We start from the raw sequence: 20092 nt of genomic DNA, 5'->3' as shown, positions 1-20092 counted from the left end.
GGCGAATCGACGATGCTGATGCGCATGCGCGGCATTCCTCCCTCCGCCGGCTCATTCTCTGGAACCGCTTCGGGACGGATTATGTAATCGATTGCAAAACTGTCAACCGGCGAGTTCTCGGCGCGTGCCGCGGGGGCTGACCGCACGCCATGAAGGGCGCGCCGGCTTGCGACGGGCCGCGGAGAAGCACTAAACCCTCTGCCGCCGCCGGTGCGCTGCGAGGATGCACCGGACGGCATGACGGCCAGGAGAGCGGGAATCCTTCATGCGTGTCGCGATCATCGGCTCGGGCGGCATCGGTCGCGGCTATGCGGCCTATCTGAGCTCGGCGGGCCACCAGCCGATCCTCTGGTCGCCCAGCGGCGCGGCGCTCGTCGATTTCGCCGGCGGCGCCGGGCTCACCGTCACCGGCACGCTCGAAGGCACGCTGCCGCTCGCGCTCGCCCGTGATTGTGCCGAGGCGGTCGACGGCGCGGACGCCGTCATCGTCGCGGTGCAGGCCAACGGCTTCCGGGCGGTGTTCGAGGCGCTGGCGCCGCAGCTGCGCGCCCGGCAGGGCGTGATCGTCAGCGCGCATTGCTCCTTCGCCGCGCTTCATCTGCATCGCCTGCTGGCCGCGCGCGGGCTCGACCTGCCGATCGCCGCCTGGGCGACGACGGCGCTGACGGCGCGCAAGAGCGGCCCGCGCGGCGTCCATGTCTCGGGTATCCGCGCGCGGCTCGACGTCGCGACCTTGCCGCAGCGCCATGCCGAGGCCGGGCTGGCGCTGTGCCGGGCCCTGTTCGGCGACCGTTTCGAGCCGCGTCCTGACGTGCTCGCGATCATGCTGAGCAATCTCAACCCGCCGGCCCACATGGCGACCATGCTCGGCAACCTGACCCGGGCGGAGCAAGGCGAGGACTGGCCGAATTACGGCTCGATCACGCAGGGCGTCGGCCGCATCATCGACGCGATGGATGCCGAGCGGCTGTCGCTGGCGCGCGCCTTCGGGCTCGAGGTCCGCAGCGTGCAGGACCATTACCGGCTCTCCTTCGGCGTCGAGCCCGGGCCGGTCGGCGAGATGGCGGCGGCGGTCTACCGCAAGCGCCCGGAACTGCTCGGTCCCAAATCGCTCGACACTCGGTTCATCACCGAGGACGTGCCCTTCGGCCTCGTGCCGCTGGATCTGCTCGGCGCAATCGCCGGCATGGAGCTGCCGCTGCACAGGGCCGGCATCGCCCTGTTCGACGCGATCTGCGCGCGGGATTTCCGCGCCGAGAACGACCTGCTCCCGGCGCTCGGGCTCGCCGGGCTCACGCCCGCGGAATTGCACCGCCAGCTGCGCGAGGGCTGAGGCGCCTCAGTCCCGAACCGGCTCGCCGAGCGTGTGCATCAGCCGGTTGGCCCAGCCGAAGATCGACGCCGAGAGAATGAGGTCGAGGATCTCGACCTTGGAAAGGCCGAGATCGGCAAGTTTCGCGATGTCTTCCTCAGTGGCCTGCGATGGCGTCTTCGACAGCCTCGCCGCGAAGTCGAAGATCGCCTGCTGGTGCTCTTCCAGCTCGGCGTCGAGCTCCCTGGCGAAGATCTCCGCGATCACGTCATCGCGCCTGGTCAGGCCGATGAAGCGCGAGGCATGCACCGCCGCGCAGTAGACGCAGCGGTTGACGATCGAGGCGGCGGTCGCGCCGAGCTCGCGCTCGGCCGAGGACAGCCCGCCCTTGCCGTACATGATGGCGTTGAACAGCGGCGAGCGCACCTTGAGCGATTCCGGGTCGTGCGCCAGCGTCAGCACATAATCCGAGATCTTCTTGTTCGACGGCGTCACCTGCATCGCGTCGAGCTGCTCCGGCGTCGCCTCTGCGAGCGCGACCGGGGTGACGAAGGGCGACCAGCGCGGGACCGTGGCGGTGAAATCGTGGACGACTGTGCTCATGCGAGGCTCCCCAGCAGCCGCAGGCCGGCGATGACGCGGGCCTGGTAGTTCACGAAGGCGATGAGCTCGGCCAGCCTGACGATGTCGGGCTCGGCCAGGCCGGCATCGACCAGGGCGGCGATGTCGGCTCTGGTCGCGTCCTTCGGCGACAGCGTCACCAGGTCGACATGCCGGACGATCGCCCGCAGCCGCCCATCGGCGCCCGCGACCTCCGCCGCCGGGACGGCGCCGTCGGCGATGGCGAGGAGGGCCGGGCTTTCTCCGGCCCGGCGCAGAAGCGCGCGATAATGCCCGGCAAGCGTCGCGTCGGTATTGGCGCTTGCGATGCGGGCGGCGAGCGCGGCGCGCTCGCCATGGCTGAGGCCGCCCGGCGCACGCGGCAGCAGCACCGCGTCGTGCGCAGCCTGGCTGAGGCGCAGGATCTCGGCCCGTTCCGCGAGGGCGTCCGAGAGGCCGGAGCCGGCGCCGGCCAGCGTCTCGATGAGTTGGGAAGCGCTCACCCGTTTCTCCTTGGCCGCCTGCGACACCGCGTGCCGCGCGAAAGCTTCATACTTGATCTGCATCAACTAGCATGTATCATCCGCTTAAGGAATAATGTTCGGTTTTGCTCACTGATGGATTTGCGCCAGCTCGAAGCCTTTGCCGCAGTCTTCTCCGCCGGCAGCATCACCGGCGGTGCGAAGCTGCTCGGGCGTTCGCAGCCGACGCTGACCCGCCAGATCCAGGAGCTCGAGGAGACGCTCGGCTTCAGCGTGCTGCACCGCGCCGGTCCGCGCGTGACGCCGACCGAGCAGGGCCTGCGCTTCCATCAGGAGGTCGAGCCTGTCATCGCCTGGCTTCGGCAGCTGCGCGAGCGGGCGGCGGCGATCGCGGCGGAGAGGCCGCGCTCCCTCGAGATCGCCTCGATCGCCTCCTTCGCCGCCGGCATGCTGCCGGCTGCCCTCGCCCGGCTCGGCGAGGCGGCCTTGCCCGAACAGGTGCATGTCCGCGCGGCGCTGGCCGAGCAGGTCGTGCAGTCGGTCGCGACCCATGTCGCCGAGATCGGCGTCACCAGCCTGCCGGTCGATCACCCCGCCCTCGAGCTCCACTGGATCGGCGAAGCGCCCTGTGTCGTCGCGGTGCGCGCCGACGATCCGCTGGCCGAAGCCGAGACGATCCCGCTCGCCGCGGTCGCCGGCCGCCGGCTGATCGCCATGGCCAATCCCTTCCGCTGGCGCCGGCGCGTCGATGCGGCGCTGGAGCGCGCCGGCGTCCGGCCGGCCGGAATCCTCGACGCCAACACCTCCAACACCGCGCTGATGGCGGCGCGCGCCGGGCTGGGCGTCGCCATTCTCGAGCCGGTCATCGCCTATGGCATGCCGTTGGAAGGCGTCGCCATTCGCAAGCTGGACGTGCCGATCTCCTTCCTCTGGGGCGTGGTCACGCCCTATGGCCGTCCGGCGACGCCGCTGGTCGACGGGTTGATCGCCGCGCTGGAGACGGTCTCGCGCGAGACGCTGCCGGGCTTCGTCAAGCATCCGCCGACGGCTCGCGAGCGGCTGATGGCCGATTTGTTCGGCCCTCGGCCGGGCCGGAGCGCCGCATGAACGCCGTCAGCTCCGTCCCCACCGGCCTGCCGGCCCTGGAGCAGCGCCTGCGTCAGGATCTCGAATGGCTGGAATGGCCGGCCAGGGACTGGGTGCCGCCGCGCGAGCATGAGGGCCGGCGCGTGCGCGACGTCGTGATCGTCGGGGCGGGCATGTGCGGCCTCGCCGCCGGGGCGGCGCTGAAGGGGCTCGGCCTCTCCAACATCGTCCTCCTCGACCGTGCCCCCGCCGGTCGCGAAGGACCCTGGGTCACCTATGCGAGGATGGAGACGCTGCGCTCGCCGAAGCAGCTCACCGGCCCGGCGCTCGGCCTGCCGGCGCTGACCTTCCGGGCCTGGTACGAGGCGCAGCACGGCCGCGCCGCCTGGGAAGCGCTGGGCAAGATCCCGCGGACGATGTGGATGGACTATCTCGCCTGGTACCGGACGGTGCTGGATCTGCCGGTCGAGAACGGCGCCCGCCTCGATGCGGTCGTGCCGCATGGCGATCTGCTGGTGCTGACGGTCTCCGATGCGGAAGGCGCGCGCACGGTCTTCGCCCGCCATCTCGTCCTCGCCACCGGCCGCGACGGTCTCGGCGGCCCCTGGGTGCCGCCGGTCGCGGCGACGGTCGACCGCCGCTTCTGGGCGCACAGCGCCGACGAGATCGACTTTGCGGGGCTGGCCGGCAAGCGCGTCGGCGTGGTCGGCGCCGGTGCTTCGGCGATGGACAATGCCGCGACCGCGCTCGAGCAGGGCGCCGCCAGCCTCGACCTGTTCGTGCGCCGCAAGGAGCTGCCGCGCATCAACAAGTTCACCGGCATCGGCAGCCAGGGCGTCGTCCACGGCGTCGCCGGCCTGCCGGACGCCTGGAAATGGCGCTTCTTCGACTATGCGCTTAAGGCGCAGACGCCGCCGCCGCGCGACTCGACCCTGCGCGTCTCGCGCCATGCCAATGCCCGCCTGCATCTCGCGAGCCCGATCCTCGCATTGGAGGAACAGGACGGCGCGCTCGCGCTGACGACGCCGAAGGGCACCTATGCGCTCGATTTCCTGATCTTCGCCACCGGTTTCTCGGTCGATCTCGCCGAGCGTCCCGAGCTCGCCGCCGTCGCGCCCTTCATCCGCTTCTGGAAGGATCGCTACGTCCCTGAGGGTATCGACAATCCCGAACTGGAGAACGCGCCCGATCTCGGCCCGTCCTTCGAATTCCAGGAGAAGGCGCAAGGCAGCTGCCCGGCGCTGGCGCGCATCCACTGCTTCAACTATCCGGCGATGCTGAGCCATGGCAAGCTCTCCGGCGACATCCCGGCCGTCAGCGCCGGCGCCGACCGGCTCGGCCGCGGCATCGCCCGTGCCCTCTTCGTCGCCGATCGCGAGGCGCATTACCGCTCGCTCGTCGCCTACGACACGCCCGAACTCCTGGGCGACGAATGGTCCGACGCCGCCGCGCCCGCCGAATTGCCCGCTCCCACCTCCTGAAGGAGAGTCCCGATGCTCAAGCGCCTGTCGATCACCGCGACCCTCGGAGCCGCGCTCCTCATGGCCGGCGCCGCCCGCGCCGAATATCCCGAGAAGCCGATCGAGATGATCGTCGCCTTCGCGCCCGGCGGCGGCACCGACGTCGCCGCCCGCTCCATCGCCCGCTACATGGAGAAATATCTCGGCGGCAACGCCCGCATCGGCGTGGTCAACAAGCCTGGCGCCGGCGGCGAGATCGGCTGGACCGCCGTCGCCCAGGCCAGGCCCGACGGCTACACGATCGGCTTCATCAACGCCCCGGCGATCAACGCGCTGGTGGTCGAGGGCAAGACCAAGTTCAAGATGGCCGACCTGCAGCCAATCGCCAACCTGGTCTACGATCCCGGCGTGCTGGTCGTGCCGAAGACGAGCTCCTATGCCTCGCTGAAGGACCTGATCGACGCGGCCAAGGAGGCCTCGACGCCGATCGTGATCGGCACCTCCGGCGCCAGCGGCTCCTCCGAGCACATCGCGCTGCTGAACTTCCAGCGCCTCGCCGGCACCAGGTTCACCCCGGCCTTCTTCGGCGGCACCGCCCCGGTCCGGCAGGCCGTGCTCGGCGGCCACGTCCCGGCCGCGACGATGAATCTCAGCGAAGCCCTCCAGATCGCCCGCGAAGGCAACATCAGGGTGATCGGCGTGATGAGCGCCGAGCGCTCGCCCTATCTCCCCGACGCGCCGACTTTCCGCGAGGCCGGCTATGACGTCGTCGTCGGCGCCTCGCGCGGTATCGCCGCGCCGAAGGGCGTTCCGGCCGACATCGTCGCCAGGCTCGAGAAGGCGATCGACCAGGCGCTGAAGGATCCGGAATATCTCGACGCCGCCAGGAAGGCCGAGATCCCGCTCCAGTACCTCGCCTCGAGCGACTTCAAGGCCTTCCTCGACCGCGCCACCACCGATCTCGAGGCGACCTGGAAGGCGACCCCGTGGAAGTGACGGAAGAGGCTGCGCCGGCAGCCCGCGCGGGAGGTTCGCGCAGCCCGGTCGAGATCGCCTTCGCGCTCGCGCTCGTCGCGGTCTCCATCGGGGCGATCGCGATCGCGTCGAGCTACCCGGTCGAGAGCGCCGCCTATCCGGTCGCGATCGCCGCCGGCACGGCGGTGCTGGGCTTGTGGATCGCCTTGCGCGAGCTGCTGCGCCGGCGGCACGGCGTTCCGACGCCCGGTGCCTTCGCTCACCATGCTCCGCGCCTCGTCGTCGCCGTCGCGGCGCTCGTCGTCTATTTCGCCGCGGTCGGCCTGATCGGTTTCATCCTGCCGAGCCTTGCGCTCTGCATCCTCCTGCCGGCCGCGGCAGGTTTCCGGCGCTGGGGCCTGTCGGCTCTGGTCGGGATCGTCTGCGTCGTCGCGATCCTCCTGATCTTCGTCTACGCGCTCGGCCGCCCGATCCCGGACGACCTCCTGTCACCATTGCTGGCGAAGCTCAGATGATCGACGCCCTGCTGCACGCCATCCCCCTCGTCTTCGCGCCGATGAACATCCTCGCCATGGTCATCGGCCTGGTCGCCGGGCTGATCGTCGGCTGCCTGCCGGGCCTCACCGTCGTCACCGGCCTCGCCGTGCTCATCCCGCTGACCTTCGGGCTCGATCCGCTCTTCGCCCTCGGCATGATGGCCGGCATGTACAATGGCGGCTCCTATGGCGGCGCCATCCCGGCGATCCTGATGCGCGTGCCCGGTACCCCGGCCTCGGTCGCGACGGTGCTCGACGGCTACAAGATGACCCAGCAGGGCAAGGCCGCCTACGCGCTGCAGGTCGCGCTGCTCTCGGGCGTGATCGGCTCCGTGCTGTCCTCGGTCGCGCTGATCCTGCTCTCGCCGCCGCTGGTCTCGTTCAGCCTGCTCTTCGGGCCGATCGAGTATTTCTGGCTCGGCATCCTCGGTCTCGCCACCGTCTCCTCCCTGCTCGGCGACGATCTGCCGAAGGGGCTGATCGCCTGCGGCATCGGCCTCCTGATCGGCGCGGTCGGCCAGGACATCTCCAACGGCACCGAGCGCTTCACCTTCGGCCAGCTCGACCTGCTCGACGGCTTCAGCGCGATCGTGCTGCTGACCGGGCTCTTCGCCGTGCCGCCGGTGCTGCAGATCGTCGAGGAGGCGGTGAAGACCGGCATGAGCGGCGACAAGCTGAAGCTGCACCGCCAGGGCTCGGCGCTGAGCCAATGGCGCTTCTTCACGCCCGTCTGGATCCGCTCCTCGATCATCGGCATCGTCATCGGCATCCTGCCGGGCGCGGGCGGCAGCATGTCCTCCTTCCTCGCCTATAACGAGGCCAGGCGGGTCGCCCGCAATCCCGAGACCTTCGGCCACGGCAATCCGGAAGGCGTCGCCGCCTCCGAATGCGGCAACGGCGCCGACAACGCCGCCTCGCTGATCCCGGCGCTGGCGCTGGGCATTCCCGGCTCCGGCGTCGCCGCGGTCATCCTCGGCGGCCTGCTCGTGCACGGGCTCAGGCCCGGCCCGCAGCTCTTCCGCGAGCATCCGGACATCGTCTACGGCTTCATGCTGCAGTTCCTGGCGACGTCTTTCCTGCTCGCCATCGTCGGCGGCCTGGCCGCGACCCGGATCTTCGGCCAGGTGCTGCGCCTGCCGCGCATCGTGCTCGCCCCGGTGATCTTGCTCTTCGTCACCATCGGCGTCTATTCGGTCAACAATTCGCTGTTCGACCTCTGGGTCCTGCTCGGCGTCGGGCTCGTCGGCTACGTGCTGGAGCGGCTCGATTACCCGAGCGCGCCGATCGTGCTCGGCCTGCTGCTCGGCCCGATGGTGGAGAGCCAGCTGCGCCTCGCGCTGACCATCTCGGGCGGCAATGCCGCGGCGCTGGTCTCGACGCCGATCGCGATCGTGCTCGCTTTGCTCAGCGCGGCGATCCTGCTGACGCCGGCCTGGCGCCTTCTGCGCCAGCGTCGCGGCGCGCCGGCCTGACGCGGCGAAGCCGCCGCGTCTCGCCGGCGGACAATCAGCCCTTCCGGCCGGCCATCACCCGCTGCATGCCGCTGAGCACCGCCTTGAGCGAGGCCATGACGATGTTGGGGTCGATCCCGACGCCATGGACGACCCGCCCGGCGGCATCCTGGAGCTGGACATAGCAGGCGGCCGTCGCATTGGCGCCGCGCCCGACCGCGTGCTCATGGTAGTCGAGGAAGGAGAACTCGACGCCGTAGGTCGTCTTCAGCGCGTCGACGAAGGCGTCGATCGGGCCGTTGCCGACGCCGTCGACGGTGCGGATCGCACCGTCCTGCTTCAGCTCGGCCGTCAGCGTGCGCGTGCCCTGGGCGGTCGGGAAGGTCTTGTGCGAGATCAGCTCCAGCGGGGCGTCGCTCAGCAGGTAGGTCTTGCTGAACAGGGACCAGAGCGCCGCGCTGGTCAGCTCCTTGCCGTCCTCGTCCATCTGCTCCTGCGCGATCCTGGAGAACTCGATCTGCAGCGGGCGCGGCAGGTCGAGGCCGTGATCGGCCTGCAGGATATAGGCGATGCCGCCCTTGCCGGATTGCGAGTTGATCCGGATCACCGCCTCGTAGTCGCGGCCGACATCCTTGGGATCGATCGGCAGATAGGGCACCTGGAAGAGCGGATCGTTGCGCTTGTCCTGTGCGTCGAAGCCCTTCTTGATCGCGTCCTGGTGCGAGCCGGAGAAGGCGGTGTAGACGAGATCGCCGACATAGGGGTGCCGCTCGTGCACCGGCAACTGCGTGCAGTATTCGGCGACGCTGCGGATCTCGTTGACGTCGTGCAGGTCGAGCTCGGGGTCGATGCCCTGCGTGAACAGATTCAGCGCCATGGTGACGATGTCGACATTGCCGGTGCGCTCGCCATTGCCGAACAGCGTGCCCTCGACGCGGTCGGCGCCGGCCATCAGCGCGAGCTCGGCGGCCGCCACCGCCGTGCCGCGGTCGTTGTGCGGGTGGATCGAGAGCAGCACGCTGTCGCGGTCGGAGATGTTGCGTCCGAACCACTCGAACTGGTCGGCGTAGACGTTCGGCGTCGCCATCTCGACGGTCGCCGGCAGGTTCAGGATCAGCTTGTTCCGGGGCGTCGGCGCGATGATCGCCTTGACCGCCTCGCAGATCTCGAGCGCGTAGTCGAGCTCGGTGCCGGTGAAGCTCTCCGGCGAATACTCGAAGGTGAAGTGGGTTTCGGGCGCCTGCGCCGCGAGCGCCTTGATCTGGGTGGCGGCGTCGGTCGCGATCTTCACGATGCCCTGGCGGTCGGAGCGGAAGACCACCTCGCGCTGCAGCGTCGAGGTCGAGTTGTAGAAGTGCAGGATGACGTTCCTGGCGCCCTTCACCGCCTCGAAGGTGCGCTCGATCAGCTCCGGCCGGCACTGGGTCAGCACCTGGATCGCGACGTCGTCGGGGATCGCGCCGCTCTCGACGATCGAACGGACGAAGTCGAAATCGGTCTGGGACGCTGCCGGGAAGGCGACCTCGATTTCCTTGAAACCCATCTTCACCAGGAGGTTGAACATGCGGTTCTTGCGGTCGACGCCCATCGGCTCGATCAGCGCCTGGTTGCCGTCGCGCAGGTCGACCGAGCACCAGATCGGCGCCTTGGTGAGCACCTGCGAGGGCCAGCGGCGGTCGGGCAGGTTGACCGGCGCATAGGCGCGGTATTTGGAAATCGGCATCGTGGACATGGGAAACCCTTGCGAAGGATGCGGGGCGCCGGCCTGCTCGGCCCGGCTGCGCCGTCATGCGATGGACAAGCCTCTGGAACCCGGCGCGCTCACAGCGCCGGGCGGCTAAGTCGAAGGGTCAGGCCCCCGCTGGCGGACCGAAATCGCATGCCGGGACATAACCATCCCCGGGGATGAAGATCAATGCCGATGCCGCTGCAAACGGGCTCTAGAAGCGCGCGGCCGCGAACGGCGCCGGATCGCAGAAGCTCGGCTGGCCGCACATCATCTCCGCCAGCAGCCGGCCGGTCGCCGGGCCGAGCGTGAAGCCGTGATGGGCGTGGCCGAAGGCGAGCCACAGTCCGCGGTGCCGCGGCGCCGGGCCGATGATCGGCAGCATGTCGGGCAGGCAGGGGCGCGCGCCGCGCCATGGCTCGGCGTCGAGGCGGCGCCCCAGCGGCAGGATCCGGCGGGCGACGCGCTCGGCCTGGTCGAGCTGCCAGGGATCCGAAGGCTCGTCGCGCCCGGCGAGCTCGATGCCGGTGGTCAGGCGGATGCCGCGCTCCATGCTCGTCAGCACGAAGCCGGCCTGCGCGTCGCAGAGCGGATGCCGCGGCACCGCCCCGTCCGCGGCCGCGTAGTGCATATGGTAGCCGCGCTTGAAGCCGAGCGGAAAGCGATAGCCGAGCCGCCGGCACAGATCGTTCGACCACGGCCCCAGCGCGACCACGGCCTCGGGCGCGCGCCAGATCTCGTTGCCCGCCGGCAGGCGCCATCCCTCGCCGTCCTGCTGCAAGGCGGTGGCATCGGCGCGCAGCAGCTGGCCTCCGCGCGCGGTGAAGAGACTGGCATAGGCGCGCGTCACCGCCCCCGGGTCGCTGACGGTGACGGGATCGCGCCAGTGCACGGCGCCGGCGACCGCGCCCGGCAGCAGGCCCGGCTCACGGGCTCCGAGCGCCGCCGCGTCGAGCAGGTCGTAGGCGAGGCCATGGGCGGCGAGCTCCGTCGCGGCCTTGCCCGCCTGTTGCAGGGCGCGGCGCGTGCGGTAGAGCTCGATCCAGCCCTCGCCGCGCATCAGCGCCTCGGTTCCGGCGGCTTGCGTCCAGTGCCGGTGCTCGTCGATGCAGCGCTCGATCAGCGGCAGGATCGCGCGCGCCAGCCTGTCGAGGCGGCCGGGCGCCGAGTTCCACCAGTAGCGCGCCAGCCAGGGCGCCATCCGCAGCAGGGTCGCCGGCCGGTAGCGCACGGCGATCGAGCGGTTCGAGGCGAGGGCGGCGAGCGTCGGCAGGTCGCGCGGGAAGGCATAGGGCACGACCGAGGAGCGCTCGATCAGCCCGGCATTGCCATGGCTGGTTTCGGCGCCCGGCTCGCCGCGCTCGACCAGCAGGACGGTGCGGCCGCGTTCCTGCAGATGCAGGGCCACGCTGACGCCGATGATCCCGGCCCCGAGCACGATCGCATCGGCCTGTCGTCCTGACATCGTCATCGCCTGGGCAAGCCCGTCTCCAAAAAGCCCGAAACGAGCATGGCCGCAGCCAGCCTCAGTCCGCAATGATTTGCAAGAAAATAAAAATCCTTTGACACAATGAAAGAAAAATTTCTTGATAAGGCACCGCAGGGAGTTCCGATGTCGCAGACCCTTCGCCAGAGATTGCAGGCCTGCCTCGCCATCGGCTCCAAGGCTGACAAGGCGCTGGCGAGCTACATGCTGGCGCAGATGCCGAGCCTCCCCTTCGAGACGGCCGCGAGCCTGGCGGAGAAGGTCTCGGTCAGCGAGCCGACGGTGGGGCGTTTCTGCCGGACGCTCGGCTACAGGAGCCTCAAGGACCTCAAGGGCAGTCTCGCCGAGGAGATCGGCGACAGGCCCTGGCTGATCAGCGACCGCCTGCGTGATTTCCAGCAGCGCAGCCTCGCCGGCGACGACCAGCTCGCGCGCAGCCTCCAGCTCGAGATCGCCGGCCTCGTCAGGCTCTACGAGCTCGCGCAGAGCGAGGAATGGAAGCGCGTCGCCAAGCGGCTGGCGAGCGCGCCATCGGTCTACGTCACCGGTTTCCAGACCGAGCGCGGCCTCGCGCAATACCTCGCCAACCAGCTCCAGTACCTGCGCGACGGCGTGCATCTGGTCGATCTCGCGGCCGGCAATTTCTCGGAGCTCCTGCTCTCGCGCGAAGCCGGGCGCTGCCTCGTGATCTTCGAGGCGCGCCGCTATTCCCGCATGGCCAGGCTCCTGGCCCGGGAGGCGAAGGAGGCCGGCATTCCGACCACCCTCGTCACCGATGCCTTCTGCGACTGGGGGCGGGGGCTCGTCGACGAGATGCTGGTGGTCTCGACCGAGTTCAACCTGTTCTGGGACTCGACCGCGCAGATGGCGAGCCTCAGCAACCTTCTGATCAACGCCGTCTTCGTCGAGCTCGGTCCGCAGGTCGAGCCGCGCCTGAACCGGATGGCCGAGCTCTACGGCCGCTTCACCGGCCATGCCGGCGATGCCTCCGGGCCGCTGGGCTGAGCCGCCCGGGATCTTTCGCAGCATCTCGAAACAAGAGGGGAAACGAGATGAGGACGATGTTGAAGGGGAGCATGCTGGCGCTGGGCTTCGCCGCCCTGGCCGCCACGACGGCGCCGGCGCAGGAGGCGACGTTCGTGATGACGGCGCGCCTCGTCGGCGCGCCGACCTATAATCCGATCAAGGCCACCAAGCTCAACACCGCGACCACGCTGATCTTCGACCGGCTCGTGGTGCAGGACGCCGACCAGAGCTTCCACGGCCAGCTCGCGCATTCGTGGGAATCGAGTCCCGACGGCCTGCAATGGACCTTCAGGCTCAAGCCCGGCGTCAAGTTCCACAATGGCGAGCCGTTCAACGCCCGCACCGTCGCCTGGTGGGTGCCGCAGTTCAAGGGCAGCGAGAACGCCTTCACAGTCGAGGCGATCGAGCGGGTCGAGGTCGTCGACGATCTGACGGTGCGCTTCCACATGAAGCACCCCGATCCGAACCTGCTGTTCAACCTCGCCAGCTCGTTCATGTGCATTCCCGAGCCCAAGGCCTACGAGGCGCTCGGCGACAAGTTCGGCGTGACCGAGGCGATCGGGACCGGCCCCTACAGGATGCAGCAGTTCACCGTCGGCCAGCAGACCGTGCTGGTGCGCAACGACGATTACGCCTGGGCCGCCGACCTGTCGAAGAACCAGGGCCCGGCCAGGTTCAAGAAGCTGACCTTCCGCGAGATCGCCGAGGAATCGACCGCCTATCTGGAGCTGAAGACCGGCGGCGCCGACCTGCTCGTCAACGTCCCGACCGACTTCCTGCCGCGCATCCAGGCCGACAAGGCGGTCAAGCTCGTGACCTTCCCGGGCAACGAGCTGGTCTACATGCCGATCAACACCAGCGTCGAGCCTTTCACCGACAGGAAGGTCCGCGAGGCCACCGCCTTCGCCGTCAACCAGAAGGAGATCCTCGCCAGCCTCTATGGCGGCAATGGCGCGGTCGCGGACACCTTCCTGATCTCCTCGCTGAAGGAGGCGCAGGTCGAGCCGAAATTCAGGATCGCCTACGACCCCGAGCGCTCGAAGCGGCTGTTCGACGAAGCCGGCTGGAAGCCGGGTCCCGACGGCGTCCGCGTCAAGGACGGCAAGCGCCTCGCCGTCAAGCTCTGGACCCAGAACGGCACCGAGTTCAAGCGCCTCGTCGAGATCGTCCAGGCTCAGCTCAAGGCGGTCGGCATGCAGGCCGAGATCAGCATCATCGATGCCGGCTCGATCAACGCGCAGTACCGCAAGAAGACCGAGCACCAGCTCGCGATCCGCTCCTATCAATGGGCCAATGCCGACATCGTCGACTGGTTCTTCGCCGCCAAGCGGGCCGGCTATCCCAATGTCTCGATGTTCAACGATCCCGAGGCTGAGCGCCTCAACGACATCGCCATGAACAAGTCGAAGACCTGGGACGAGCGCGTCGCGAACTTCACCAGGTACCATGAGTACGTGCTGTCGCAGTACCCGTTCGCGCCGATCTACCAGCCGGTCCAGAGCCTCGCCTATGGCAAGCGCATCGTGATGCCGGAGAAGATCCGCGGCATGGGCCTCTACAGCCCGACCCTGCTCGACATCGCGCCGGCGAACTGAGCACGGCCTCGCCGCTTAAGGGAGACAGCCCGTGCTGCGCTTCGCGATCCGGCGGCTCGCCATGCTCGTGCCGGTGTTCCTCGCCGTCTCGCTGGTGATCTTCATGATCGTCCATCTCGTGCCGGGCGATCCGCTGGAGCATCTCGTCCAGGTCGGCTCCTCGCCCGAGCAGCGGGCGCAGATGATCGCCCGCTACGGCCTCGACCAGCCGCTGCTGCTGCAATACGGCCGCTGGCTCGCCAAGGTCGCCGGCGGCGATCTCGGCGACGCCATCGTGATGCGCCAGCCGGTGGCGCAGCTCATCATCGAAAATCTGCCGCACAGCCTCGCTCTGGGCGGCACGGCGCTGCTCTTCTCGACCACGGTCGGGATCGTCACCGGCGTGCTCGCCGCCTCCTTCCGCGACAGCCTGTTCGACCGGGCGGTGATGGGCTTCATCCTGCTCGGCTCGACCTTGCCGAGCTTCTGGCTGGCGCTGCTGATGATCCTCGTCTTCGCGGTGCAGTTCGAGTGGTTCCCGGTCTCGGGCGCACGCAGCTGGGACGCGCTCGTCCTGCCGGCCCTGACCATCGGCATCGGCGGCACGGCGTTGATCGCCCGCGTCACCCGCGCCGCCATGGTCGAGATTGCCGGGCGCGACTTCGTGCGCGTCCTCCAGGCGAAGGGCCTGTCCTTCTGGCGCATCCAGTTGCGCCATGTCCTGCAGCAGGCGCTGCTGCCGGTGATGACCATCCTCGGCCTGCGCATCGGCTGGATCCTCGGCGGAGCGGTCACGGTCGAATACGTCTTCGCTCGGCCGGGGCTCGGCTCGCTGCTGATCACCGCGCTCGGACAGCGCGACTATCCGCTCGTCCAGGGCTGCCTGCTGATGCTCGCCATCGCCGTCATGCTCGGCACGCTCCTCGGCGACCTCGCCCAGGTGGCGCTCGATCCGCGCCTGCGTGAAACCATGGGGGCCCGATGAGCCGCGCCTCGCTCGCTGCCCGCCTGGCGCGCTCCCCGCGCGGCGTGCTCTGCGCCCTGTTCCTCGCCGGGCTGGCGTTCTGCGCCCTGTTCGCACCGTGGATCGCGCCTTACGACTATGCGGCGCAGAAGCTCAGCCTCGCCAACACCCCGCCCTCGGCGGCGCACTGGCTCGGCACCGACGAGTTCGGCCGCGACCTGCTCTCGCGCATCATCCAGGGGGCACGCACCTCGCTCAGCGTCAGCGTGCTCTCGATCGCGCTCTCGGTGCTGGCTGGCGCGACGCTCGGCGCTGCCGCCGGCTATTTCGGCGGGGTTCTCGACCGGATCGTCACCGTCGTGGTCGATCTGACCTGGTCCTTTCCGGAGATCCTGCTGGCGCTGATCCTGATCGCGATCCTCGGCCCGGGGCTGCACTCCACCGCGATCGCGATCGCCATCGCCTATCTCGCCCAGTTCACCCGGCTCACCCGGGCGCAGGTGATGGCGCTCAGGGGCGAGCTCTTCGTCGATGCCGCGGTGACGGCCGGCGCGAGCCCGGCGCGCATCCTCTTCCTGCATCTCCTCCCGAACGCCATGACGCCGGTCATCGTCGCCGGCATGCTGGCGACGGGCGATGCCATCGTGCTCGAGGCGACGCTCGGCTTCTTCGGCCTCGGCGCCCAGCCGCCGACCCCGTCCTGGGGCGCGATGATGAGCTCGGGCACGGCCCAGATCTTCATCGCACCCTGGATCATCGTCTTCCCCGGCCTCGTCATCGCGACGACCGTGATCGCCATCAACCTGTTCGGCGATGCGCTGATCGAGGCCCTCGATATCCGCCGGCCGCTGCGCGACGGCTGAGCCTCCCTGCCCGAGAGAACGCCATGACCTTCACCGTGCTGACCGCCGAGTTCTCGCATGAGAGCAACACCTTCAGCCGCTGCCCGGCCGACTATGCCGCCTTCCAGGATCGCGGCATCGCCCTCGGCGAGGCCGCCATCGCCGCGCGCGGCGACGCCAACACGCCGCTCGCCGGCTTCCTCGACATCGCCCGGCCGGCCGGCTGGCGCGTCCTCCATGCGATCAGCGCCGCCGCCCAGCCCTCCGGCCCGGTGACGCGCGACGCCTATGACCGCATCGCCGGCGTGATCGTCGAGGCGGCGAAGGCCCATGCCGGAGCGATCGACGGCGTGCTGCTCGGCCTGCACGGCGCCATGGTCACCGAGTTCTGCGAGGACGGCGAGGGCGAGCTGCTGGAGCGGCTGCGGGCCGTTCTCGGCGAGGCGGTGCCGGTCGCGGTCACGCTCGATCCGCACGCCAACGTCACCCGCAAGATGACCGAGCTCGCCGAGATCGTCGCCTCCTACAAGACCTATCCTCATGTCGACATGCGCGAGACCGGCCGGCTGGCGGCCCGGATCATGCAGCGCACGCTCGCCGGCGAGATCAGGCCGGTGACGCTGCGCGTCGACCGGCCGATGCTGGAGGAGGTCAATGGCGGGCGCACCGATATCGGCCCGATGGTCGAGCGCATCGCCAGGGCCAGGGCCTATGAGCAGGAGCCGGACGTCTTCGCCGTCAGCGTCAATGGCGGCTTCGGCAATGCCGACATCGCCGAGGTCGGGCCGACCGTGCTCGTCACCTGCCAGGGCGACCTCGAGCGCCATCGCGCCTTCGCCGACGCGCTGGCCGAGGACATGTGGCGGCGCCGCTTCGAGACGATCACGTCCTTCCTCTCGGTCGAGGAAGCGGTCGCGGAGGCCGCCGCCCATGTCGCGACCTCGGGGCCGCTGATCATCGCCGACTACGCCGACAATCCCGGCGGCGGCGGCTATGGCGACGCGACCGGCCTGCTGCGCGGCATGCTCGCCGCCGATCTCGAGGATGCCTGCTTCGGCCCGATCGTCGACCCGGAGGCGGCGGCCGAGCTGCGTCGGGCGAAGCAGGGTACGACGGTCTCGGTCAGGCTCGGCGGCAAGGTCGATCCCGGGATCGGCGGGGCGCCGCTCGACCTCACCGGCACGCTCGTCAGCGCGAGCGACGGCGACTATGTCGGGGACGGCCCGATGCTCGGCGGCCTGCATGCCAGCTGGGGCCCCTGCGCCGTCCTGCGCGTCGGCGGCGTCGAGATCCTCGTCACCACCATCCGGGCCCAGATGAACGACCTGCAGCAGTTCCGCGCCTTCGGCATCGATCCGGCCGCGAAGCGCGTCGTCGGCCTGAAATCGATGCAGCATTTCCGCGCCGCCTTCGAGCCGATCGCCGGCAAGGTGATCGTCTGCGACAGCGGCGCGCTCTGCACGCCGGATCTGACCAGGCTGCCCTATCGCCGCGTGCGCCGGCCGATCTTCCCGCTCGACAGGTAAGGCGGCGGCGTCCGGCCCGCCTTCGGGGCAGGCCGCGCCTCAGGCCTTCAGGTGCAGCGTCACCAGCACGGTGATCGCGGCGCCGTCGGGCAGCGTCGCGGCGACGCGCACGAAATTGCCGAAATGCGTGAGGCGCTGGAAGGTCACCGCGTCCCTGGTTGCCGGCAGCGCGAACTCCGAGCCCTCGGCGCACCAGTGCATGCCGTCGGCCGAGATCTCGATCCGCGCCTTGGGCAGCGCCCCCTTCGGCTCCTTCAGCGCCCGCACGAAGACGATCGCCTCCCTGGCCCAGCCGGCCTCGTAGGGCTCCGTCGCGCTCGCGCCGCTCCAGGTCTCGTTGCGGGCGACGACGGCGGTGAGATTCTCGGGCAGCATCAGAACTCTCCCGACAGGCATACGGAATCGAGATAGGCGAAGGCGCGCTTGTCGGTATCGGTCTCGGCGAAGAAGGCGAGGTTGAGCATGCACCACAGGTTCTTCATCGCCGGGATGCGGATGCAGTCGAAGCTCTCCAGGGAGAACACGCGGTCATTCACCTGAAATCCGGTCGCCTGCATCGAGGCGAGGTCGAAGTCGAAGCGCAGATAGTGCCAGTTCACCTTGGTCGGGATCTCGTTGTAGCAGAGCCGCTGCTCGCCGCCCGGCAGGTTCTCCCAGTCATCCGGCGACAGATGATAGTGGGTGATGGTCTTGCCGGCCGTGCCGATCGGCTTGATCGGCGTCGTCCTGCGCTTGAACTGCCATCTCTGGATATGCTCGCCGTCCTGCGCGTTGAGGAAGCGCAGATGCGGCATCACCCGGTCGCCCGGTCCCGACGCGTCGCCGATCTGGAGATCGTAGAGGAAGCCGAAGGAGCGGATGTCGGTCTCCGACAGCAGCAGATCGGTCGCCTCCGGTTTGAAGGTGAAATAGGCCTCGAGCCGGATCGGCCCCGCCCGGCGGAAGGTCAGGCGCTTGATCGCGACGTTCTGCGCGCCCTTCCTCGGCCGCGTCGCGATCTTCAGCGCATAGGAGCCGTCGACCCCGCCATGCGAGCCGAAATCCCAGTTCGGCAGGGTCGAGAGCATGGCGTGGCTGTGCTGGGCATAGCCCGGCAGCATCGCGTCGAGACTGTCCTCGTAATTGCCGACGAGCTGGGTCCAGCCGCACATGCCGCGGTCGAAATCGTCGAGGCAGATGATCCGGGACAGGGGATCGAAGCGGCTGAGCTGCGGATCGGCCTCGCGGATGGCGCGGCGCAGGGTGTCGATGTCGGTCATGGCGATTACCCCTTCACCGCGCCGGCGGTCAGGCCGGCGACGAGATGCTTCTGCATGAGGACGACGAAGGCGAGCACCGGCACGAGCTGCACGGTCGAGGCGGCGAAGAGCACACCCCATTCGACGCCCTCGACGGCGCCGATCATCTCGGAGATCACCAGCGGCGCGGTCTTGGCCTTGGTCGTGGTGAAGATGAAGGCGAAGAGGAATTCGTTCCAGGCATAGACGATGACGAAGACCGAGACCGCGAGCATGCCCTGCGCCGCCATCGGCAGGATCACGCGGGCGATGATCTGGATCTGCGAGGCGCCGTCCATCATCGCGGCCTCGTCGAGCTCGCGCGGGATCTGGTCGATGAAGGTGCGCATCACCACCGTCCCGAGCGAGACGAAGAAGGTGGCGTAGAGCACGATCAGCACGAAATGGGTGTCGTTGAGGCCGAGCCGGTTCACCACCGGAAACAGCGGCAGGGTGATCACGATCGGCGGGATCAGCCGGATGAAGATCAGGAAGAAAGCGGAAGCCTGCAGGCCCCTGGAGGCGAAGCGCGAATAGGCGAAGCCGGCGAGCAGGGAGACGCCGACGGCGAGCACGGTCGCGCCGAGCGTGACCAGGAAGCTGTTCCACAGGCCGAAGAAGAAGTCGCCCCAGCGGCTCCACAGAGCCTGGTAGTTCGCCAGCGTCGGAGAAAAGGACAGCGCGCCCGTCGTCGAAAAAATGTCGCGGTCGGCCTTGAAGGACGACAATGCGATCAGGCCGATCGGCACCAGCGACCAGGCGACGATCGCGGCGACGCCGACGAGCTTGAGGAGATGGCGCAGAAGCTTAGGCATGCTTGCCGAACATCTCCCTGTAGAGCCGGCGCAGATAGAGCAGCGCGAGCAGGAGCGAGGCGAGCACGAGCAGCCAGCCGGTGGCGGCGGCCGGGCCGAAGGCGTTGTAGCGGAAGGCCTCGAGATAGAGGTAGACCGCCATCACCTCGGTCGAGCGCGCCGGGCCGCCGCCGGTCATCAGCCAGACCTCGGAGAACAGGCGGAAGGCGAAGATGTAGCGGAACAGCGCCGCGATCAGCAGCGCCGGCATCAGGAGCGGCAGCGTGACCCGGCGGAACGAGGTCCAGGGCGAAGCGCCGTCGATCGCCGCGGCCTCGTAGAGATCGCTCGAGATCGAGAGCCGCGCCGCATAGAGGATGATGAAGCTGAAGGGCAGGTGCAGCCAGATCGAGAGCAGGCTGACCATGGCGAGGCCGTGGCCCGGGTTCACCGCCCATTCGATCGGCGGCAGGCCGAGCGACATCAGAAGCCGGCTCATCATCCCGACATCGGGCTCGAACAGGAAGCGCCACATGACGACGGCGGAAACCTCGCTGACGGCATAGGGCGCGAGCACGATCGCCAGCAGCAGCGGCCGGAACGGCACGCCCGAGGCGAAGAACAGCGCCATGCCGAGCCCGAGCAGCAATTCGACATGCACCACCACGGCGACCACGATCACCGTGTTGAGCAGCGCCTTCCAGAAATAGGGATCGCCCAGCACCTTGGCGTAGTTGGCGAAGCCGACGAAGCTCGCCGCCTGGCCGAAGGATGACTGGTTGAGGCTGAGCCAGAAGACGTAGATCGCCGGCAGGAAGATGATGCCGCCGATCATCAGCTGCACCGGCGAGACCAGCGCGATGGCGGAGAGGGGCGTTCTCTGGCTCATCTCCGATCCTCCACCCTGGTCATCCCGGATCGGCGCGGCTTCGCCGCTTGTCCGGGATGAGCCGCGAGGGATTGGAGGCCGAGAGC

At 69.0% G+C, this 20092-nt stretch carries 19 protein-coding genes; 11 read left to right on the top strand and 8 right to left on the bottom strand.

The genetic code is table 11. The features are described 5' to 3' along the window. Positions 1 to 265 precede the first annotated feature (265 nt). Complete coding sequence (locus tag CS1GBM4_RS23880; RefSeq protein WP_186421263.1) at positions 266 to 1333, top strand: NAD/NADP octopine/nopaline dehydrogenase family protein; 1068 nt, start codon at positions 266 to 268, stop codon at positions 1331 to 1333. A 6-nt stretch (positions 1334 to 1339) separates the two neighbouring features. Here the strand turns inward: CS1GBM4_RS23880 and CS1GBM4_RS23875 are convergent, their stop codons facing one another. Both CS1GBM4_RS23875 and CS1GBM4_RS23870 read right to left on the bottom strand, forming a co-directional pair. Then, positions 1340 to 1915: a peroxidase-related enzyme gene (locus CS1GBM4_RS23875; RefSeq protein ID WP_186421262.1), complete on the bottom strand. Its 576-nt coding sequence runs from the start codon at positions 1913 to 1915 to the stop codon at positions 1340 to 1342. Beyond that, entirely contained in the window at positions 1912 to 2415 is a 504-nt protein-coding gene (locus CS1GBM4_RS23870; protein ID WP_186421261.1) for a hypothetical protein, read from the bottom strand. The genes CS1GBM4_RS23875 and CS1GBM4_RS23870 overlap by 4 nt, the downstream gene beginning before the upstream one ends. Positions 2416 to 2529: 114 nt before the next feature. On the opposite strand from CS1GBM4_RS23870, the gene CS1GBM4_RS23865 reads away from it, so the two are divergent. From CS1GBM4_RS23865 to CS1GBM4_RS23845, 5 genes are read left to right on the top strand one after another with little or no spacing between them, the layout of a single operon-like run. Then, complete coding sequence (locus CS1GBM4_RS23865; RefSeq protein WP_186421260.1) at positions 2530 to 3501, top strand: LysR family transcriptional regulator; 972 nt, start codon at positions 2530 to 2532, stop codon at positions 3499 to 3501. Next, positions 3498 to 4961: an NAD(P)/FAD-dependent oxidoreductase gene (locus CS1GBM4_RS23860; protein ID WP_186421259.1), complete on the top strand. Its 1464-nt coding sequence runs from the start codon at positions 3498 to 3500 to the stop codon at positions 4959 to 4961. The genes CS1GBM4_RS23865 and CS1GBM4_RS23860 overlap by 4 nt, the downstream gene beginning before the upstream one ends. 12 nt (positions 4962 to 4973) lie before the next feature. Beyond that, entirely contained in the window at positions 4974 to 5936 is a 963-nt protein-coding gene (locus CS1GBM4_RS23855) for a tripartite tricarboxylate transporter substrate binding protein (protein ID WP_186421258.1), read from the top strand. Continuing rightward, on the top strand, positions 5927 to 6430 hold the full coding sequence (locus CS1GBM4_RS23850; RefSeq protein WP_186421257.1) for a tripartite tricarboxylate transporter TctB family protein: 504 nt from the start codon (positions 5927 to 5929) through the stop codon (positions 6428 to 6430). Before CS1GBM4_RS23855 ends, CS1GBM4_RS23850 begins: the two co-directional genes overlap by 10 nt. After that, on the top strand, positions 6427 to 7923 hold the full coding sequence (locus CS1GBM4_RS23845; RefSeq protein ID WP_186421256.1) for a tripartite tricarboxylate transporter permease: 1497 nt from the start codon (positions 6427 to 6429) through the stop codon (positions 7921 to 7923). The genes CS1GBM4_RS23850 and CS1GBM4_RS23845 overlap by 4 nt, the downstream gene beginning before the upstream one ends. A gap of 34 nt (positions 7924 to 7957) precedes the next feature. Here CS1GBM4_RS23845 and leuA read toward each other — a convergent pair whose 3' ends face one another. Both leuA and CS1GBM4_RS23835 read right to left on the bottom strand, forming a co-directional pair. After that, complete coding sequence (gene leuA / locus CS1GBM4_RS23840) at positions 7958 to 9625, bottom strand: 2-isopropylmalate synthase (RefSeq protein ID WP_210201631.1); 1668 nt, start codon at positions 9623 to 9625, stop codon at positions 7958 to 7960. A 217-nt stretch (positions 9626 to 9842) separates the two neighbouring features. Continuing rightward, positions 9843 to 11093 carry an FAD-binding oxidoreductase gene (locus tag CS1GBM4_RS23835; protein WP_186421254.1) on the bottom strand — a complete coding sequence of 417 codons (1251 nt, stop codon included), beginning with the start codon at positions 11091 to 11093 and terminating at the stop codon, positions 9843 to 9845. Between the two features lie 147 nt (positions 11094 to 11240). Between CS1GBM4_RS23835 and CS1GBM4_RS23830 the strand changes: the two genes are divergently transcribed. Genes CS1GBM4_RS23830 through CS1GBM4_RS23810 form a run of 5 tightly spaced genes read left to right on the top strand, consistent with a single transcriptional unit; the run spans position 11241 to position 17046 of the window. Next, the gene (locus tag CS1GBM4_RS23830) at positions 11241 to 12119 is read left to right on the top strand and encodes a MurR/RpiR family transcriptional regulator (protein ID WP_186421253.1); all 879 of its coding nucleotides are present in this window, start codon (positions 11241 to 11243) and stop codon (positions 12117 to 12119) included. Positions 12120 to 12166: 47 nt separating this feature from the next. Continuing rightward, positions 12167 to 13735 (top strand): ABC transporter substrate-binding protein, encoded by a 1569-nt coding sequence (locus tag CS1GBM4_RS23825; RefSeq protein WP_186421252.1) that lies wholly within the window; start codon positions 12167 to 12169, stop codon positions 13733 to 13735. A 31-nt stretch (positions 13736 to 13766) separates the two neighbouring features. Continuing rightward, positions 13767 to 14699, top strand: a complete 933-nt coding sequence (locus tag CS1GBM4_RS23820; protein ID WP_186421251.1) for an ABC transporter permease — start codon at positions 13767 to 13769, stop codon at positions 14697 to 14699. Then, positions 14696 to 15541: an ABC transporter permease gene (locus CS1GBM4_RS23815; protein ID WP_186421250.1), complete on the top strand. Its 846-nt coding sequence runs from the start codon at positions 14696 to 14698 to the stop codon at positions 15539 to 15541. The genes CS1GBM4_RS23820 and CS1GBM4_RS23815 overlap by 4 nt, the downstream gene beginning before the upstream one ends. A gap of 23 nt (positions 15542 to 15564) precedes the next feature. Continuing rightward, complete coding sequence (locus CS1GBM4_RS23810) at positions 15565 to 17046, top strand: M81 family metallopeptidase (RefSeq protein WP_186421249.1); 1482 nt, start codon at positions 15565 to 15567, stop codon at positions 17044 to 17046. Between the two features lie 39 nt (positions 17047 to 17085). Here the strand turns inward: CS1GBM4_RS23810 and CS1GBM4_RS23805 are convergent, their stop codons facing one another. Genes CS1GBM4_RS23805 through CS1GBM4_RS23790 form a run of 4 tightly spaced genes read right to left on the bottom strand, consistent with a single transcriptional unit; the run spans position 17086 to position 20006 of the window. Continuing rightward, positions 17086 to 17421 (bottom strand): hypothetical protein, encoded by a 336-nt coding sequence (locus CS1GBM4_RS23805; RefSeq protein ID WP_186421248.1) that lies wholly within the window; start codon positions 17419 to 17421, stop codon positions 17086 to 17088. Further along, on the bottom strand, positions 17421 to 18305 hold the full coding sequence (locus CS1GBM4_RS23800) for a DUF6772 family protein (RefSeq protein WP_186421247.1): 885 nt from the start codon (positions 18303 to 18305) through the stop codon (positions 17421 to 17423). The genes CS1GBM4_RS23805 and CS1GBM4_RS23800 overlap by 1 nt, the downstream gene beginning before the upstream one ends. Positions 18306 to 18310: 5 nt before the next feature. Then, positions 18311 to 19138 (bottom strand): carbohydrate ABC transporter permease, encoded by an 828-nt coding sequence (locus CS1GBM4_RS23795; RefSeq protein ID WP_186421246.1) that lies wholly within the window; start codon positions 19136 to 19138, stop codon positions 18311 to 18313. Next, on the bottom strand, positions 19131 to 20006 hold the full coding sequence (locus CS1GBM4_RS23790) for a sugar ABC transporter permease (RefSeq protein WP_186421245.1): 876 nt from the start codon (positions 20004 to 20006) through the stop codon (positions 19131 to 19133). Before CS1GBM4_RS23790 ends, CS1GBM4_RS23795 begins: the two co-directional genes overlap by 8 nt. Positions 20007 to 20092: the final 86 nt, after the last annotated feature.

Source organism: Allobosea sp. CS1GBMeth4, assembly GCF_900185715.1.
Taxonomy (GTDB): domain Bacteria; phylum Pseudomonadota; class Alphaproteobacteria; order Rhizobiales; family Beijerinckiaceae; genus Allobosea.
This window is presented reverse-complemented; position numbering and strand designations above follow the sequence as displayed.

Excerpts from the sequence above, each read along its gene's own strand:
- CS1GBM4_RS23835 (WP_186421254.1), bottom strand. The coding sequence starts at position 11,093 with ATGTCAGGACGACAGGCCGATGCGATCGTGCTCGGGGCCGGGATCATC.
- CS1GBM4_RS23825 (WP_186421252.1), top strand. The coding sequence starts at position 12,167 with ATGAGGACGATGTTGAAGGGGAGCATGCTGGCGCTGGGCTTCGCCGCC.
- CS1GBM4_RS23795 (WP_186421246.1), bottom strand. The coding sequence starts at position 19,138 with ATGCCTAAGCTTCTGCGCCATCTCCTCAAGCTCGTCGGCGTCGCCGCG.
- leuA (WP_210201631.1), bottom strand. The coding sequence starts at position 9,625 with ATGCCGATTTCCAAATACCGCGCCTATGCGCCGGTCAACCTGCCCGAC.
- CS1GBM4_RS23800 (WP_186421247.1), bottom strand. The coding sequence starts at position 18,305 with ATGACCGACATCGACACCCTGCGCCGCGCCATCCGCGAGGCCGATCCG.
- CS1GBM4_RS23845 (WP_186421256.1), top strand. The coding sequence starts at position 6,427 with ATGATCGACGCCCTGCTGCACGCCATCCCCCTCGTCTTCGCGCCGATG.
- CS1GBM4_RS23875 (WP_186421262.1), bottom strand. The coding sequence starts at position 1,915 with ATGAGCACAGTCGTCCACGATTTCACCGCCACGGTCCCGCGCTGGTCG.
- CS1GBM4_RS23880 (WP_186421263.1), top strand. The coding sequence starts at position 266 with ATGCGTGTCGCGATCATCGGCTCGGGCGGCATCGGTCGCGGCTATGCG.
- CS1GBM4_RS23810 (WP_186421249.1), top strand. The coding sequence starts at position 15,565 with ATGACCTTCACCGTGCTGACCGCCGAGTTCTCGCATGAGAGCAACACC.
- CS1GBM4_RS23805 (WP_186421248.1), bottom strand. The coding sequence starts at position 17,421 with ATGCTGCCCGAGAATCTCACCGCCGTCGTCGCCCGCAACGAGACCTGG.
- CS1GBM4_RS23815 (WP_186421250.1), top strand. The coding sequence starts at position 14,696 with ATGAGCCGCGCCTCGCTCGCTGCCCGCCTGGCGCGCTCCCCGCGCGGC.
- CS1GBM4_RS23860 (WP_186421259.1), top strand. The coding sequence starts at position 3,498 with ATGAACGCCGTCAGCTCCGTCCCCACCGGCCTGCCGGCCCTGGAGCAG.
- CS1GBM4_RS23855 (WP_186421258.1), top strand. The coding sequence starts at position 4,974 with ATGCTCAAGCGCCTGTCGATCACCGCGACCCTCGGAGCCGCGCTCCTC.
- CS1GBM4_RS23790 (WP_186421245.1), bottom strand. The coding sequence starts at position 20,006 with ATGAGCCAGAGAACGCCCCTCTCCGCCATCGCGCTGGTCTCGCCGGTG.
- CS1GBM4_RS23865 (WP_186421260.1), top strand. The coding sequence starts at position 2,530 with ATGGATTTGCGCCAGCTCGAAGCCTTTGCCGCAGTCTTCTCCGCCGGC.
- CS1GBM4_RS23830 (WP_186421253.1), top strand. The coding sequence starts at position 11,241 with ATGTCGCAGACCCTTCGCCAGAGATTGCAGGCCTGCCTCGCCATCGGC.